12 protein-coding genes are annotated in these 17410 nt (G+C 63.4%); 5 read left to right on the top strand and 7 right to left on the bottom strand.

The window, feature by feature from the left end:
- Positions 1-87 precede the first annotated feature (87 nt).
- The 3 genes from AC2T3R_RS24510 (at position 88) to AC2T3R_RS24500 (ending at position 3268) form a co-directional block, all read left to right on the top strand.
- Positions 88-1506, top strand: a complete 1419-nt coding sequence (locus AC2T3R_RS24510; protein WP_013974599.1) for an FAD-dependent oxidoreductase — start codon at positions 88-90, stop codon at positions 1504-1506.
- Between the two features lie 236 nt (positions 1507-1742).
- Complete coding sequence (gene hemE, locus AC2T3R_RS24505; RefSeq protein ID WP_025340953.1) at positions 1743-2807, top strand: uroporphyrinogen decarboxylase; 1065 nt, start codon at positions 1743-1745, stop codon at positions 2805-2807.
- A gap of 113 nt (positions 2808-2920) precedes the next feature.
- The gene (locus tag AC2T3R_RS24500) at positions 2921-3268 is read left to right on the top strand and encodes a YgiW/YdeI family stress tolerance OB fold protein (protein ID WP_410951910.1); all 348 of its coding nucleotides are present in this window, start codon (positions 2921-2923) and stop codon (positions 3266-3268) included.
- Between the two features lie 98 nt (positions 3269-3366).
- Here the strand turns inward: AC2T3R_RS24500 and AC2T3R_RS24495 are convergent, their stop codons facing one another.
- Complete coding sequence (locus tag AC2T3R_RS24495) at positions 3367-4554, bottom strand: MFS transporter (protein WP_486745302.1); 1188 nt, start codon at positions 4552-4554, stop codon at positions 3367-3369.
- Between the two features lie 166 nt (positions 4555-4720).
- On the opposite strand from AC2T3R_RS24495, the gene AC2T3R_RS24490 reads away from it, so the two are divergent.
- Both AC2T3R_RS24490 and AC2T3R_RS24485 read left to right on the top strand, forming a co-directional pair.
- On the top strand, positions 4721-5632 hold the full coding sequence (locus AC2T3R_RS24490; RefSeq protein WP_410951909.1) for a LysR family transcriptional regulator: 912 nt from the start codon (positions 4721-4723) through the stop codon (positions 5630-5632).
- A gap of 165 nt (positions 5633-5797) precedes the next feature.
- On the top strand, positions 5798-6571 hold the full coding sequence (locus AC2T3R_RS24485) for a ParA family protein (RefSeq protein WP_025340949.1): 774 nt from the start codon (positions 5798-5800) through the stop codon (positions 6569-6571).
- On the opposite strand, the gene trxC is transcribed toward AC2T3R_RS24485, so the two are convergent.
- From trxC to betB, 6 genes are all read right to left on the bottom strand, one after another.
- Complete coding sequence (gene trxC / locus AC2T3R_RS24480) at positions 6568-7002, bottom strand: thioredoxin TrxC (protein WP_410951908.1); 435 nt, start codon at positions 7000-7002, stop codon at positions 6568-6570. The genes AC2T3R_RS24485 and trxC overlap by 4 nt on opposite strands.
- A gap of 127 nt (positions 7003-7129) precedes the next feature.
- Positions 7130-8590 (bottom strand): protein adenylyltransferase SelO, encoded by a 1461-nt coding sequence (selO, locus tag AC2T3R_RS24475; protein ID WP_486744380.1) that lies wholly within the window; start codon positions 8588-8590, stop codon positions 7130-7132.
- A 180-nt stretch (positions 8591-8770) separates the two neighbouring features.
- Entirely contained in the window at positions 8771-12106 is a 3336-nt protein-coding gene (gene mscK, locus AC2T3R_RS24470) for a mechanosensitive channel MscK (protein WP_013974591.1), read from the bottom strand.
- Positions 12107-12141: 35 nt separating this feature from the next.
- Positions 12142-13884, bottom strand: a complete 1743-nt coding sequence (locus tag AC2T3R_RS24465; RefSeq protein ID WP_013974590.1) for a potassium/proton antiporter — start codon at positions 13882-13884, stop codon at positions 12142-12144.
- Positions 13885-14148: 264 nt separating this feature from the next.
- Complete coding sequence (betA, locus tag AC2T3R_RS24460) at positions 14149-15846, bottom strand: choline dehydrogenase (protein WP_015272125.1); 1698 nt, start codon at positions 15844-15846, stop codon at positions 14149-14151.
- A 78-nt stretch (positions 15847-15924) separates the two neighbouring features.
- The gene (gene betB / locus AC2T3R_RS24455) at positions 15925-17397 is read right to left on the bottom strand and encodes a betaine-aldehyde dehydrogenase (protein WP_410951905.1); all 1473 of its coding nucleotides are present in this window, start codon (positions 17395-17397) and stop codon (positions 15925-15927) included.
- Positions 17398-17410 lie beyond the last annotated feature (13 nt).

Raw genomic sequence — 17410 nt, 5'->3', positions numbered from 1 at the left:
CCCCGTGCGCGGGGCCCGTCGTGCTCAAGTGATCGTCTTGCAGCTTGCAGCCTGAGGCTGGCAACTGCGGTAAAGAGGTTTTGAAAAATGGCTGAACGTCTGAACAACGACTTCCAGTTCATCGAAGTGGGCCGCAAGGACCCGAAGAAAAAGCTGCTGCGCCAGCGCAAGAAGGAGTTCGTGGAAATCTACGAGCCGTTCAAGCCGCAGCAGTCCGTGGAGCAGGCGCACCGCTGCCTGGGCTGCGGTAACCCGTATTGCGAATGGAAGTGCCCGGTACACAACTTCATCCCCAACTGGCTGAAGCTGGTTTCCGAAGGCAACATCCTGGCTGCGGCGGAGCTGTCGCACCAGACCAATACCCTGCCGGAAGTGTGCGGCCGCGTATGCCCGCAGGACCGTCTGTGCGAGGGTGCCTGCACCCTGAACGACGGCTTCGGTGCGGTGACCATCGGCTCGGTGGAGAAGTACATCACCGACACCGCCTTCGCCATGGGCTGGCGCCCGGACATGTCCAAGGTCAAGCCAACCGGCAAGCGCGTTGCCATCATCGGTGCCGGCCCGGCTGGCCTGGGCTGTGCCGACGTATTGGTACGTGCCGGCGTGACCCCGGTGGTGTTCGACCGCAACCCGGAAATCGGCGGCCTGCTGACCTTCGGTATTCCCGAGTTCAAGCTGGAAAAGACTGTGCTCAGCAACCGCCGTGAAGTGTTCACCGGCATGGGCATCGAGTTCCGCCTGAACACCGAGGTGGGTAAGGACGTGACCATGGAGCAACTGCTCGCCGAGTACGACGCGGTGTTCATGGGCATGGGTACCTACACCTACATGAAGGGCGGCTTCCCGGGCGAGGACCTGCCGGGCGTGCATGACGCGCTGGACTTCCTTATCGCCAACGTCAACCGCAACCTGGGCTTCGAGAAGTCGCCGGAAGACTTCGTCGACATGCAGGGCAAGAAGGTGGTGGTACTGGGCGGTGGTGACACCGCGATGGACTGCAACCGCACCTCGATCCGCCAGGGCGCCAAGTCGGTGACCTGCGCCTATCGCCGTGACGAGGCCAACATGCCGGGTTCGCGTCGTGAGGTGAAGAACGCCAAGGAAGAGGGCGTGAAGTTCCTCTACAACCGCCAGCCTATCGCCATTGTCGGCGAGGACAAGGTCGAAGGCGTGAAGGTGGTCGAGACCCGTCTCGGCGAGCCGGATGCCCGTGGCCGCCGCAGCCCGGAGCCGATCCCGGGGTCTGAAGAGATTCTGCCGGCCGATGCCGTGGTCATCGCCTTCGGCTTCCGCCCAAGCCCGGCGCCTTGGTTTGAGCAGCATGGCATCCAACTGGACAGCCAGGGCCGCGTGGTTGCACCGGAGAAAGGCAAGTTCAAGCACCAGACCAGCAACCCGAAAGTGTTTGCCGGTGGCGACATGGTGCGTGGGTCGGACCTGGTGGTGACGGCTATCTTCGAAGGGCGTACTGCTGCTGAGGGTATCCTGGACTACCTGGAAGTCTGATTGATTGTCGGGGCCGCTTCGCGGCCCATCGCGACACAAGGCCGCTCCTACAGGGGATCGCGTACTTCCTGTAGGAGCGGCCTTGTGTCGCGACGGGCTGCAAAGCAGCCCCAAAGGCATTTTTGTATACAAAAATCCTTGATCCATGGCATCCAATAGACAAAACGCATGGCCTTGACCGTGCCTTTTGCGCTGGCGTCTGAGAAAATGCCCGCACTATTTTTCCGGATGCCGACATGACTGCCCTGAAGAACGATCGTTTCCTGCGTGCACTGCTCAAGCAACCCGTAGACGTCACCCCAGTGTGGATGATGCGCCAGGCCGGCCGCTACCTGCCGGAGTACCGCGCCAGCCGCGCCAAGGCCGGTGACTTCATGAGCCTGTGCATGAACCCGCAGTTCGCCTGCGAGGTCACCCTGCAGCCGCTGGACCGCTACCCGCTGGACGCGGCGATCCTGTTCTCGGACATTCTCACCATCCCGGATGCCATGGGCCTGGGCCTGTACTTCGAAAGCGGCGAAGGCCCGCGCTTCAAGAAGGTCATCAGCACCCCGGCCGACATCGAAGCGCTGCCAATCCCCGACCCGCAGAAAGACCTCGGCTACGTGATGGACGCGGTCAGCACCATCCGCCGTGAGCTCAACGGCCGCGTGCCGCTGATCGGCTTCTCCGGCAGCCCGTGGACCCTGGCCACCTACATGGTCGAAGGCGGTTCGTCGAAGGACTTCCGCAAGACCAAGGCCATGGCCTACGACAACCCGCAGGCCCTGCACCTGCTGCTGGACAAGCTGGCCCAGTCGGTCACCAGCTACCTCAACGGCCAGATCCTCGCTGGTGCCCAGGCCGTGCAGATTTTCGACACCTGGGGCGGCAACCTGTCGGCGGCGGCTTACCAGGAGTTCTCCCTGGCCTACATGCGCAAGATCGTCAGCGGGCTGATCCGCGAGCACGAGGGGCGCAAGGTGCCGGTGATCCTGTTCACCAAGAACGGCGGCCTGTGGCTGGAAAGCATCGCCGAAGCCGGTGCCGACGCGCTGGGCCTGGACTGGACCTGCGAGATCGGCGATGCCCGCCGCCGCGTGGGTGACAAGGTGGCGCTGCAGGGCAACATGGACCCGACCGTGCTGTACGCCAAGCCCGAGGCCATCCGCAAGGAAGTGGCGCGCATCCTGGCCAGCTATGGCCACGGCACAGGCCATGTGTTCAACCTGGGCCACGGCATCACACCGGAAGTCGACCCGGAGCACGCCGGCGTGTTCATCAACGCCGTGCATGAGCTGTCGGCGCAATACCATCAGTGAGTCGATCGCTGAACACGAAGCCCGGCCTGTGTCGGGCTTTTTGTTCATTAAGTTTTAATTCAGTGATCGTCGTTAATCTGGTCCCATCGAAACCGAAACAGGACCTGATCCTCATGAAAGCACGTTACATTGCGATGATTCTTGCCCCCTTGTTCAGCACTGCCGCCCTGGCTGCCGGCTACACCGGCCCCGGCGCCCAGTCGGTCACCACCGTAGCTGCGGCCAACGATGCTGCCGACGACACCCCAGTGGTGCTGCAAGGCTTCGTGACCAAGAAGATCAACAACGACGACAAGTACGAGTTCAAGGACAACACCGGCACCATCACCGTGGAAATCGATGATGAAGACCTGCCGCCGACGCAGTTCAACGACAAGACCAAGGTCAAGCTGACCGGTGAGGTGGAGAAGCACCTGATGAGCCGGGAAGTGGATGTGGATATGGTCGAGATCATCAACTGATCCGACGGCAAGTTCGCGGGCACGCCCGCTCCCACAGGTATGGCGGTGGCTTCAGGTGAGGTGCCGTCCCTGTGGGAGCGGGCGTGCCCGCGAATGTTTCACACCGATTTCGGTGGTAGCCTGCTCAGGTGCAGCGCCACCAGCAACGCCACCGCCAGCAGGCTGCCAATGAACAGCCCGATGCCATTCCAGCCCCACTGGTGCCAGAACACCCCGCCCGCCGTACCGGCCACACTCGACCCGGCGTAATAGCTGAACAGGTACAACGACGACGCCTGTCCCTTGGCCTTCAGAGCCCTGCGGCCGATCCAGCTGCTGGCCACCGAGTGCGCGCCAAAAAAGCCGAAGGTGAACACCAGCATACCGACGATCACCATCACCAGAGGGCTGGCCAGGGTCATCAGCAAGCCCCCTGCCATGACCACGATACTGGCCCAGAACACTTTGCGCCGGCCCAGTTTGTCAGCCAGTGCACCGACCTGCGCCGAGCTGTAGATGCCCGACAGGTAGACCACCGACAGCAAGCCGACCAGCGCCTGGTTCATGTGATGGGGCTCGGCCAGCAGGCGGTAGCCGATGTAGTTGAACAGGGTGACGAAGGCGCCCATCAGCAGGAAGGCTTCGAGGAACAGCCAGGGCAGGCCGGCATCCCTGAAGTGCATGACGAAGCCATCCAGCAGGCTGCGTGGGTTCATCGCCTGCGAGCGGAAATTGCGCGACTCGGGCAGCACCTTCCAGAACACCAGCGCCGCCACCACGGCCAGGCCGCCGATGGTCAGCATCGCCGTGTGCCAGCTGACGAAATCGATCAGCACGCCGGTGATCAGGCGCCCGCTCATGCCGCCAATGGCGTTGCCGCCGATGTACAGGCCCATGGCCAGGCCAATGTGCTGCGGGTGGATCTCTTCGCTCAGGTAGGTCATTGCCACCGCCGCCAGGCCGCTCAGCGACAGGCCGACCAAGGCGCGGGTGGCCAGTACCAGTTCCCAGCTCGGCATCACCGCGCTTGCCAAGGTGGAAAGGGCGGCGCAGACCAGGGCAAACACCATCACCGGCTTGCGCCCGATGCGGTCAGAGATAGGGCCGGTGATCAGCAGGCCGAACGCCAGCATGGCTGTGGAGACCGACAGCACCAGGCTGCTCTGCGCCGCATTGATGGCAAATTCCTTCGACAGCAACGGCATCATCGGCTGCACGCAGTACAGCAGGGCGAAGGTGGCGAAGCCGCCGCTGAATAGCGCCAGCACGGTCTTCATGAAGGCGGGGGTGCCTTTTTCGATCCACATTTCGTTCAGCGGGGCAGGTTCGGGTTCGGCGGGAAGGGGAGCTACAGCAGTTTTCACGGGGGGGAACCTCTGGCGCAATGAAAAAAAGCATATAGCTGGCTAATGATTAGATCCAATATATTGTTCGACCTATTTGAGATGTTTTACGACCTGTTCGGAGCCGATCATGGAACTGCGCCATTTGCGTTACTTCATCGCCGTGGCCGAAGAGCTGCATTTTGGCCGCGCCGCCCAGCAGCTGGGCATTTCGCAGCCGCCCTTGAGTCAGCAGATCCAGGCGCTGGAGCAGGAACTGGGGGCCCGTCTGTTCGAGCGTACCAACCGTCGGGTCGAGCTGAGCGAGGCGGGGCGGTTGTTCCTCGAGGAAGCCCGCCAAGTGCTGGCGCAGGTGGAAAAGGCCGCCGATGTCGCCCGGCGTGCGCAGTTGGGGGAGCTGGGGGAGATGAAGATCGGCTTTACCTCCTCGGCACCGTTCACCTCGAAGATCCCCAAGGCCATCCACGCGTTTCGCCAGCGCTTCCCGGCGGTGCACCTGAACCTCAAGGAAATGAGCAGTCGCGACGTGGCAGAAGGGGTGTTCGACGAGTCCATCGAGGTCGGGCTGATGCGGCCGATGCCGCTGCCGGAAGGGCTGGTGGCCACCGAGTTGTTTCGCGAGCCGCTGGTGGCAGTGATCAATGCCTCGCATCCATTGGTCGAAGGCACGGGGCATGGCGTGCACATGGCCGCGCTGGCCCATGAGCCGTTCGTGTTCTTCCCGCGCAGCTATGGCAGCGGGTTGCACGCACAGTTGCTGAGCCTGGCGCGCCAGGCGGGTTTCAGCCCGCATTTTGCCCAGGAGGCGGGGGAGGCGATGACCATCATCGGGCTGGTATCGGCAGGGCTTGGGGTATCGGTGCTGCCGGCGTCGTTCCAGCGCATGCGCATCGAGGGGGTGGTCTATCGTACGCTGCTGGATGAAGGGGCGATGTCGGCGGTGTGGCTGGTGCAGCGCGAGCATGGTGGGTCGGCGATGGCACGGGCATTTGCCGAGTTGCTCACGGGGCAGGTGGCTGGCGGGGGCAGTGTAGTTGCCTGATCGGGCCCTATCGCCGGCAAGCCAGCTCCCACAGGGGACGCGCTTGGCTTGTCGGCGATAGGGCCAGGGCAGGCAGCACAAGGCTGTTGTTCCGGGCAAATGGCACTGGTCATTGCCGCAGCGGCGCCACATACTCGGGCATTCGTTGATACACGGAGGTCAATCATGCGGCGCGTGGTGTTCAATCAGAAAGGTGGTGTGGGCAAGTCGAGCATCGCTTGCAACCTGGCGGCTGTGAGCGCCAGCGAAGGTTATCGGACCCTGCTGATCGACCTGGATGCCCAGGCCAACTCGACCCAGTACCTGACTGGCCTGACCGGCGACGATATCCCCATGGGCATCGCCGACTTCTTCAAGCAAAGCCTGTCCAGCGGGCCGTTCAGCAAGAAGAACCAGGTCGATATCTACGAAACCCCGTTCGACAACCTGCATGTGGTCACCGCCACGGCCGAGCTGGCCGATCTGCAGCCGAAGCTTGAGGCGAAGCACAAGATCAACAAGCTGCGTAAGTTGCTCGACGAACTGGACGAGGACTACGAGCGCATTTACATCGATACCCCGCCAGCGCTGAACTTCTATGCGGTTTCCGCACTGATCGCCGCCGATCGCGTGCTGATTCCTTTCGACTGCGACAGCTTCTCGCGCCAGGCCCTGTATGGCCTGCTGGCCGAGATCGAAGAGCTCAAGGAAGACCACAACGAAGACCTGGTGGTCGAAGGCATCGTGGTCAACCAGTTCCAGTCCCGCGCCAGCCTGCCACAGCAGATGCTCGACGAGCTGCTGGCCGAAGGGCTCCCGGTGCTACCGGTGTACCTGGGCAGCTCGGTGAAGATGCGTGAGTCGCACCATGCCAGCCTTCCGCTGATTCACCTGGAGCCCAGGCACAAGCTGACCCAGCAGTTTGTCGAGTTGCATTCGCTACTCGAAGAGAACGCTTAAACCCCCTGGCTATGCAACCACTCCAGCAACGACTGGAGTGGAAACGCCCCGGCCTGACGGCTGACTTCACGGCCATTCTTGAACAGCAGCAGGCTGGGGATAGAGCGGATGCCCAGTTGCCCGGCCAGGTTGCGGTTGGCTTCGCTGTCGAGCTTGGCCAGGCGGCAGCGGCCGGCCAGTTGCCGGGCGGCCTGTTCGAAGGTGGGGGCGAAGGATTTGCACGGGCCGCACCAGTCGGCCCAGATGTCGACCAGCAGTGGTAGGTCGCCTTTGATCTGGCTGGCGTAGCTGGCTTCGGTGAGTTCGAAGGGGGTGCTCAGCAGCACGTCCTGTTTGCAGCGGCCGCATTTCGGCGCGTCGCCCAGGCGCTCGGCGGGCAGGCGGTTGAGGCCGTTACAGTGGGGGCAGGGGATTACCAGTGGGTCGGACATGTCGTTTCCTTGAGGTTTTTGGGGCTGCTTTGCAGCCCATCGCGACACAAGGCCGCTCCTACAGGAGTCCGCGTACCCTTGTAGGAGCGGCCTTGTGTCGCGATGGGCCGCGCAGCGGCCCCAGGATTCATGATGAGCAGCTGATTTCCAGGTGCTTGCCCCATTCCGGCGGGCGTTCGGCATAGCCCTGCATCCCGGCCTGCTCCTCGAACGGTTTGCTCAACACCTGATGCAGCCGTCGCACTTCACTGTAATCCCCCGCTTCGGCCGCTTCGATGGCTTTCTGTGCCAGGTAGTTGCGCAGCACATACAGCGGGTTCACCGCATGCATGCGCTCACGCCGCCCTTCGGCATTATCCGCTTCGCGCTCGCAGCGGGCCAGGTAGTCCGCCCCCCAGGCATCGAAACCGGCCAGGTCGATGAAATCGTCACGCACCATCTTCAGCGCCTCGGCCACGGGCTGATCGCCCAACTTGCGGAAGAACAGGCTGTAGTCCACACCACCGCTCTGCATGCGCTGCAGCAGGCGCTCGACCAACGCCATGTCGTCTTCTTCAGCGGTGGTCAGGCCCAGGCGTCGGCGCATCAGGTCCAGGTAGTGTGCCTGGTACAGCGGCAGGAACAGGCCCAGCGTCTCCTTGAGCGGTTCGACTTCGATCACCGTGGTCAGCGCCTGGGCCAGCGCACTGAGGTTCCAGTGGGCGATCGGTACCTGGTTGGCGTAGCTGTAGCGGCCACGGTCGTCGGAGTGGTTGCAGATGAAGTTGGCGTCGAAGTCGTCGAGGAAGGCATACGGGCCGAAGTCGAAGGTGATGCCGAGGATCGACATGTTGTCGGTGTTCATTACCCCGTGGCAGAAACCATAGGCTTGCCAGCGGGCGATCAGTTCGGCATTGCGTTCGACGATGGTGCGGAACATGGCCAGGTAGGGCTGTTCGGCGTCGCGGCATTCCGGATAGTGCTGCTCCAGCACATGGTCGATCAGCACCCGCTGCTGTTCTGGTTGCCTGGTGTAGTAGAAGTATTCGAAATGCCCGAAGCGCACATGGCTTTGCGCCAGGCGGGTGAGCATTGCCGCACTTTCGCGGGTTTCGCGCCAAACCGGGGTGTTCGAGCCGATCACGCACAGTGCCCGGCTGCTGGGAATGCCCAGGGCGTGCAGGGCCTCGGAGGCGAGGAACTCGCGGATCGAGGAACGCAGCACGGCGCGGCCGTCGCCCATGCGCGAGTAGGGCGTCTGGCCGGCGCCCTTGAGGTGCAGGTCCCAGTGCTCGCCCTGGTCATTCAGCACTTCGGCCAGCAGCAGGCCGCGGCCATCACCCAGGCGTGGGTTGTAGGAGCCGAACTGATGGCCGGAATAGACCATCGCCCGCGGGTCGGCCTCTTCCCATAGCTTGTGGCCGCTGAACAGCTCGGCGAAAACCGGCAGGTCTGCCTGGGCTGGGTCGAGGTCGAGCAGCGCCATGGCCGACTCGCTCGCTACCACCAGGCGTGGGTCTGCGATGGGTTCGGGCAGGACCTGGGTGGAGAACGCGTCGCCCAGGCGGGCGAAGCGATTGTCGAAGGTGAGTTGGTCGAGGGCTTTCACGGGCTGCTCCTGGAAGTCGGTACCTAGGGGGCCGCTTTGCGGCCCATCGCCGGCAAGCCAGCTCCCACAGGGGATGTGCAGGGCTTGGGTGCGGCACGGTCACTGTGGGAGCTGGCTTGCCGGCGATCGAGGGCGAAGCCCTCGCAGGGATTCTGCACAGAATAAAGTATTAGAGCCCACTCAGGCCGAAGCAGTGCCATCCGGTTTCGGCTGCTCCACCGGAATCAGCTGCTGTTTGCCGCCCTTCGGATCCATCAGAAACACCTCGACCTGGCGCACCGAGATCTTGATGTTGTGGGCCTTGAACTCGCGGTTGATGTAGCGGTTGATCTCGTCCAGCGTCGGGTTGCGGTCGCCCAGGTCGCGTACGTGCATGCGCAGCTCGTGGTCCAGCGAGCTCTCACCGAAGTTGAGGAAGTACACGATCGGCTCCGGGTCCTTGAGCACGCGCGGGTTTTCGTGGGCACCCTTGAGCAGCAGGTCGCGGACCAGGTCCAGGTCGGAGCCATAGTCGATGCCCAGCTTCAGCGTTACCCGGGTGACCGTGTCGGTCAGCGACCAGTTGATCAGCTGGCCGGTGATGAAGGTCTTGTTGGGGACGATGATGTCCTTGCGGTCGAAGTCGGTGATGGTGGTGGCGCGGATGCGGATCTTGCTCACCGTGCCCGACAGGTTGCCGATGGTGATGGTGTCGCCAATCCGTACCGGGCGCTCGAACAGGATCATGATGCCGGAGATGAAGTTGGCAAAGATCTCCTGCATACCGAAGCCCAGGCCCACCGACAGCGCGGCCACCAGCCATTGCAGCTTGTCCCAGCTGACCCCCAGGGTCGACAGGGTGCTGACGATACCGACGCCGACGATGACATAGGACAGCAAGGTTGTAGTGGCATACGCACTGCCCTGGGCCAGGTTGAGCCGCGACAGCACCAGGACTTCGAGCAGGCCGGGCAAGTTCCGTGCGAGGGCGAAGGTGATGCCGATGATGACCAGCGCACCGAGGAAGTCGCCCAGGCTGATCGGCACCATGCTGGCGGTGGCACCGGTGCCGCTGGAGTACTCGTACAGGGTGAAATTGTTGAGGTAGGCGAACACCGAAATCAGGTCCGACCACACCCAGTACAGGCCGGCGATGAAGCCGCCGAGCAGGGCCAGGCGGATCAGGCGCAGCGACTGCTGGTTGACCTGTTCGATATCCAGCGTTGGTTCTTCTGTGATGACTTCGCCATCCAGCCCTTCCTTGGCCGCCGCCCGCTTGCTCAGCGCGCGCTGGTAGGCCAGGCGCCGTGCCGCCACCGACAGGCCACGCACGAACGCGGCTTCGATCACCAGCCAGAACAGCAGCAGGTACAGGGTGTAGATCAGCCGGTCGGTAAGTTTCAGCGCGGTGTAGTAGTAGCCGAAGCACACGGCCACGAACAGGGCGATGGGCAGGGCGGTGAAGGCCACGCCAACGGCCTTGCGGAACAGCGAGGTGTCGCGGTGTGCCGGGCTGCTGAGCAGCAGGCGGCTGAGCAGCCAGGCCATCAGTGCGTAGCAGGTCAGTACCACGCCGATACCTAGCACATCATCGGCCAGCGCCGAAGGCTGATGTTCGGCCACCGCCACCACACCGACCAGTGCCAGTACCACGGTGCCCAGGCGCCGCACCCAGCCGCGCAGGAACTCGACCTGCGGCTTGTGCCAGCGGAAGTGGATTTCCGCCACGCCGCCCGGGGCGAGGATGCGGTAGGCGGTGTAGAACACCAGCCAGGCCTGGGCCAGTTGCCAGAGGGCGGCGCCGAGGTTGGCATTCTGCCCGCGGGCGTCGATCTGCAGGGCGTAGCTGCACAGGGCCAGGCCCAGGCTGACCGGCATTGCCAGCAGGATGTTGATGAAGATCGCCTGGGGCGTGTGCCACTGGCTGTCACGGCGGAAGTGGCCGATGTCCTGGTGCACCTTGCCCAGCCGTTGGTACAGGTATTTGCGCCGCCACAGCAGGCCGCCGATCACCAGCAGCAAGGGCAGGAACAGCAGCGGGCGCTGGCCCAGCCCATCGGCCAGTTCCTTGAGGCCCGAACCCCAGGGCAGGCTGGCTACCTGGTCGGCAAAGCGTGCCGGCACCAGGCTCAGCCATTCCCAGTCCAGTGGCTTGTTGCTGGGAATCCAGAACATCTGCTCTTCGAGCGTGGTGCGCAAGCCCTGGGCGGTGCCGAGCAGCTGCTTCTGGTTGAGCTGCAAGGTGATCGATTCGTTGAGCAGTGCCGACAGCTCCCGGCTGAGGCGTTCGAGCAGGTCGACGCGGGTAATCATCACCTCCAGCAGCGCCTTGCGCAGCTGAGGGGTAACCTGCTCCTGTGGCTGGCCAAGCAGCAGGTTGTCGACGTACGCGGCGGGGCTGCTCATCTGCTCGCGTTGCTGGTTCACCTCGAACTGGTAAAGACGGATATCGGCGATCTGGTCAGCCAGGTCGCGGTCCACTTTCAGGTGCGGTAGGGCCTGTTTCTGCTTGTAGAGGATCTTGGACAGCAGCAGGCTGCCCTTGAGCACGCTGATCTGTTCGTCGAGGGCCTGGTCGGCCTGGGTCAGGCTGTCTAGCTGCTGCTTGCTGCGCAGGTTCTGCTGGGTCAGCTCGTTGAGGCGGTCGGTGCTCTTGAGCAGGTAGTCGGACAGTTTCAGGTTGGCAGCGCTTTCGTTGGCCAGCAGGGTGCTGCCGCCGGCTTTCTGCGCTTCGATCGATTGCTGGGTGACCGCCTGCTGCGACTGGGCCAGGCGCTTTTCGTTGATCAGCGATTGCAGGTCCTGGATTTCCTGCTCCATTCGTGTGGCGCGCTCGATCAGCAGGTCGTGACGGGCATTGCCCAGGTCCTGCAGCAGGCCGTTGCCGGCCAGTTCCTGGCGACGCAACGAGGTCAGGGCATTGAGCGACGCCAGCTCGGCATTGAGCTTGTTGCGTTGGTCGCTGTTGAGTGGCTTGCCGTTCTCCTTGCCGCTCTTGAGGCTGAGGTTGATCTGCTGGGTACGTGTCTGGTTGTTGCTGATTTCTGCCTGAGCCCGCTCTGGGCGGGTCTGCGAGTTGATGATCAGGCTGTTGGCATCCGACAGTGCCTTTTGCAGTTCGCCTTGTTGCGTACTGCGCTCGCTGAGCATCTGCTCCAGCTGTGGCACGTTCAGGGTGGCGTAGCGTTGGGCCACCGGCAGGGGCTTGCTGGCCTTGAGCTTGATCAGCTCGCGCTGGCTGTCGGCGGTTTCCTTGGGCGCGCCAGCCAATTGCTGCTTGAGTGCCTCAAGCTTCTTTTCGCTGTCTTCCTTGCTGAGCAGCAGTGCCAGGGTCTGTTCCAGCACCTGTTGCTGGGCCTTCTGCTCCGGTGTCTGTTGCGCAGCCTTGGGGTCGGCCTCGGCACCCTTGGGCTGGGAAATCTTGTTCAGGCTGCTCTGGATGCTAGTCGTGGTGGGAAGCTCGGCCGCGCCAGCGGCGAACGAGAGAGACAGGCACAGCCCGAACAGGGCTGTGCGGAGGTACACGCGCAGGGACATAGGCAGACTACTTGTGGATCCGGCAGAAACGAAGTTTAGAGGAACAATCCTGGTCCGGGTCGCGTTCCTTCGGGGAATCTGACGCCTACTTTCTGAATCTTGTTCCCGTCCATGGTGGCCACGGTCCAGATCGTGCCATGCCATTCGACCTGGTCACCTACTACTGGAGCGCCTCCGACCTTCTGTCGGATGAACTGGGCCAGTGGCATTTTCGCGTCCAGGCCGTCGAGTTTCAGGCCGTACAACGCTGCCACCGCACCCAGTTCGGCATCGCCTTCGAGCACGAAGTCGCCGAAGAAACGCAGGTCGAGGCCACGTTGTGGTGCCTGGCTGAACAGCTTGCCCAGGGCCGGCAGGTTGTGCTCGTGGCCGATCACGCAGAGCATGTCGCCTACTTCCAGTACCGTACTGCCGGACGGGTGCAGCAGTTGCTCGCCCCGGAACAGCGCGGCGATTCGCGTGCCTTCGGGCATCTTCAGCTCGCGCAGGGCGGCGCCGATGCACCATTTTTCGGCACCCAGGCGGTAGACGAACATTTCCCACTCGCTGGTGATGTGCACTTCCAGCGCCGAACGGGAGATCGGCGCCGGGTCTGGCGGTACCGTCACTTTCAGCAGCTTGGCCATCCACGGCAGGCTGGTGCCTTGCACCAGCAGCGACACCAGCACGATGAAGAAGGCCAGGTTGAAGAACAGCTGGGCGTCCGGCAGGCCGGCCATCAGCGGGAACACCGCGAGGATGATCGGTACCGCACCGCGCAGGCCGACCCAGGAAATGAAGGCCTTTTCACGGCCGTGGAAGGCCTTGAACGGCAACAGGCTGGCGACCACCGACAGCGGGCGCGCTACCAGGATCATCCACAGCGCCAGTCCCAGCGCCGGCAGGGCGATGGGCAGCAGGTCATGGGGCGTGACCAGCAGCCCCAGCACCAGGAACATGCCGATCTGCGCCAGCCACGCCATGCCGTCGAGCATGTGCAGGATGCCGTGGCGGCTGCGGATGGGCTTGTTGCCCAGCACCAGGCCGCACAGGTACACGGCAAGGAATCCGCTGCCATGCAGGGCGTTGGTCAGCGAGAACACCACCAGGCCGCCAGCGATCACCAGGATTGGGTACAGGCCGCCAGCCAGCTTGATGCGGTTGACCAGTTGCAGCATCAGCCAGCCGCCGCCCAGGCCCACCAGCCCGCCGATGCCGAATTCGCGCAGCAGGTGGGTGAGCAGGCTCCAGTGCAGGCCGGTCTGGCCGCTGGCGATCATGTCGATCAGGGTGACGGTGAGGAAAACTGCCATCGGGTCGTTGCTACCCGACTCGATCTCCAGGGTGGCCGTGACCCGCTCGTTCAGGCCTTTGCCACCGAGCAGCGAGAACACCGCCGCAGCGTCGGTGGAACCGACGATGGCGCCGATGAGCAGGCCCTGGATCAGGCTCAGGTCGAACAGCCAGGCGGCGACCAGGCCCGTGAGGGCGGTGGTGATCATTACGCCGATGGTGGCCAGCGACAGCGCCGGCCACAGCGCCACGCGGAAGCTCGCCACCCGTGTGCGCAGGCCACCGTCGAGCAGGATCACGGCCAGAGCCAGGTTGCCCACCAGGTAGGCGGTCGGATAGTTGTTGAAGATGATGCCGCCACCATCGACGCCGGCGATCATGCCGACCGCAAGGATGATGACCAGGATAGGGATGCCCAGGCGCGACGACAGCGAACTGACCAGGATACTTGCGCCCACCAGCAATGCGCCGATCAGGAACAGGCTGTTGATGGTGCTTGCATCCAAAGGCAGGTACTCCGGGGACCGCGGGGGAGGGGACTTGATAGCATGACGCTAGCAGGTCGCGTGCCAAATGATTCTAACCTGATGAATTGGCAGGCTGTAAAGCGTTTCTGCAGATGAAAAAAAGGCACCGCGGTGGGTGCCTTTTCGGGTGTTGCCTGGGTGGGCCTCTTCGCGGGCGCGCCCGCTCCCACAGGTGAATCACAAATCTCAAGTTCTGTGAGAGTCCTGTGGGAGCGGGCATGCCCGCGAAAGGGCCGGTGCAGTTTACGCCTGCTTGATTTCACGCATCGGCTTGCCCTTCACCGGTGCATCGCCCGCCACGTAGTACTTGGCAGTGCTGCGCGGCAGCGGCTTGCGGCCACGGATCTTGTCCGAGATTTTCTCGGCGATCATGATCGTGGTGGCGTTGAGGTTACCGGTGATGATCAGCGGCATGATCGACGCATCGACCACACGCAGGCCCTTCATGCCATGCACGCGGCCTTCGCCGTCGACCACCGCCATGTCGTCGGTGCCCATCTTGCACGAGCAGGACGGGTGGAAGGCGGTTTCGGCGTGCTCGCGGATGAACTTGTCCAGCTCTTCATCGGTCTGCACGTGCGCGCCGGGGCTGATCTCACGGCCACGGTACGGGTCCAGTGCCGGCTGGGCCATGATTTCACGGGTCAGGCGGATGCCGTCACGGAATTCCTGCCAGTCCTGCTCGGTGGACATGTAGTTGAACAGAATGCTCGGGTGTTGGCGCGGGTCCTTCGACTTGGCCTGGATGCGGCCGCGGGCAGGCGAGCGCATGGAACCCATGTGTGCCTGGAAGCCGTGTTCCTTCACGCCATTGGAGCCGTTGTAGTTAATGGCCACTGGCAGGAAGTGGTATTGAATGTTCGGCCATTTGAATTCAGGGCGGGTACGAATGAAACCACCGGCCTCGAACTGGTTGCTGGCGCCGATGCCGGTGCCGTTGAACATCCACTCGGCACCGATGGCCGGCTGGTTCCACCACAGCAACGACGGGTACAGCGACACCGGCTGGGTGCAGGCGTACTGCAGGTACAGCTCCAGGTGGTCCTGCAGGTTTTCGCCAACGCCTGGCAGATCGTGCACCACCGGGATGTCGAGGCTTTCCAGCAGGGCGCGCGGACCAACGCCGGAGCGCTGCAACAGCTGCGGCGAAGCGATGGCGCCGGAGCTGACGATGACTTCCTTGCGGGCACGGGCTTCAACGCGCTCTTCGCTGTCACCGACCAGGTAGGTCACGCCGATGGCGCGCTTGCCGTCGAACAGCACGCGGTCAGTCAGGGCGTGGGTGACGATGGTCAGGTTCGGGCGCTTCTTGGCCTGGTCCAGATAGCCACGGGCGGTGCTGGAGCGGCGGCCGTTCTTGGTCACCGTACGGTCCATCGGGCCGAAGCCTTCCTGCTGGTAGCCATTCAGGTCTTCGGTGCGCGGGTAACCGGCCTGCACGCCGGCTTCGACCATGGCGTGGAACAGCGGGTTGTTGCCGGCTTTCGGCGTGGTCACGCTGACCGGGCCTTCGCCACCGTGGTAGTCGTTCGGGCCGATGTCGCGGGTTTCGGCCTTGCGGAAGTACGGCAGGCAGTCCAGATAGGTCCAGTCTTCCAGGCCTGGCAGTTCTGCCCAGCCATCGAAGTCCAGGGCATTACCGCGGATGTAGCACATGCCGTTGATCAGCGACGAGCCACCCAGGCCTTTGCCGCGACCGCATTCCATGCGGCGGCCGTCCATGTACGGCTCCGGATCGGTCTCGTAGGCCCAGTTGTAGCGGCGGCCCTGCAGCGGGAAGGCCAGGGCTGCTGGCATCTGGGTGCGGAAGTCGAAGCGGTAGTCGGGGCCACCGGCTTCCAGCAGCAATACGGTGACGCCTGCGTCTTCGGTCAGGCGGGTCGCCAGGGTGTTACCGGCCGAACCGGCACCGACGATGATGTAATCGAATTCTTGGGACATGAAAGTACCCTCGTGTTGGCGGTGTTCAGGGAGCAGGAACGCCCGTGCGCTGAGGCACGGGCGTGGCTGGACAGGGCCTTAGAAGACCGAGTTGTAGCCGCCCAGCTCGACCTGGACCGACTTGATGCGGGTGTATTGAGCCAGCGAGCTGACGCCGTTCTCACGGCCGACGCCCGACTGCTTGTAGCCACCGACCGGCATTTCGGCCGGCGATTCGCCCCAGGCGTTGATCCAGCAGATACCGGCTTCCAGCTTGTGGATGATGCGGTGAGCGCGGGTGATGTCGTTGGTGCAGACACCGGCGGCCAGGCCGTACTCGGTGTCGTTGGCGCGACGGATGACTTCTTCTTCGGTTTCGTAGGTGAGGATGCTCATCACCGGGCCGAAGATCTCTTCCTTGACGATGGTCATGTCGTCAGTGCAGTCGGTGAACACGGTCGGGGCCACGAATGCACCCTTGGCGAAATCACCGGCGGTCAGACGCTCGCCACCGCACAGCACGCGTGCGCCTTCTTCCTTGCCCTTGGCGATGTAGCCAAGCACGCTTTCCATGTGCTGGAAGCTGACCAGCGGGCCGAAGTTGGTGTTTTCGTCTTCCGGGTTGCCAGCGCGGATGCGGGCAACGCGCTCGACGATCTTGGCCTCGAAGGCAGCTTTCATATCAGCCGGGATGAACACGCGGGTGCCGTTGGTGCAAACCTGGCCCGAGCTGTAGAAGTTGGCCATCATGGCGATGTCGGCGGCCTTGTCCAGGTCGGCGTCGGCGCAGATGATCAGTGGCGACTTGCCGCCCAGCTCCATGGTGACTTCCTTGAGCGACGAGCTCGAGGCGCTGGCCATGACCTTCTTGCCGGTGGTGGTGCCGCCGGTGAAGGAGACTTTTTCGATGCGTGGGTGTTCGGTCAGCCAGGTGCCGACTTCACGGCCGCTGCCGGTCAGGACGTTGAACACGCCGTTCGGCAAGCCGGCTTCGGTGTAGATCTCGGCCAGTTTCAGGGTGGTCAGCGAGGTGACTTCCGATGGCTTGAAGATCATCGCGTTGCCGGCGGCCAGGGCCGGAGCGGATTTCCACAGGGCGATCTGGATCGGGTAGTTCCAGGCACCGATACCGGCGGTCACGCCCAGCGGCTCGCGGCGGGTGTAGACGAAGGACGATTCACGCAGCGGGATCTGCTCGCCTTCGATGGCCGGAATTAGGCCTGCGTAGTACTCCAGCACGTCGGCGCCGGTGACGATGTCGACGTAGCGGGTTTCCGAGTACGACTTGCCGGTGTCCAGAGTTTCCAGCATGGCCAGCTCGTCGTTGCGCTCGCGCAGGATCTCGACGGCGCGGCGCAGGATGCGCGAACGCTGCATGGCGGTCATCGCGGCCCAGACCTTCTGGCCTCGCTCGGCGCTTTCGACGGCCTTCTCGACGTCAGCCTCGGTGGCACGTTGCACGTGGGCGAGGACTTCGCCGGTAGCCGGGTTGATGGCTTCGAAGGTGGCATCGCTGCCAGCGTCGACGTAAGCGCCATCAATGTAGAGTTTTTGCGTTCCGAAACGGGCCATAGTGTCCTCGCAA

It is taken from the genome of Pseudomonas sp. PVC-5-1 (genome assembly GCF_057444345.1).
The sequence above is the reverse complement of the archived record's forward strand: the minus strand, read 5'-3'. Positions and strand labels throughout refer to the sequence as shown.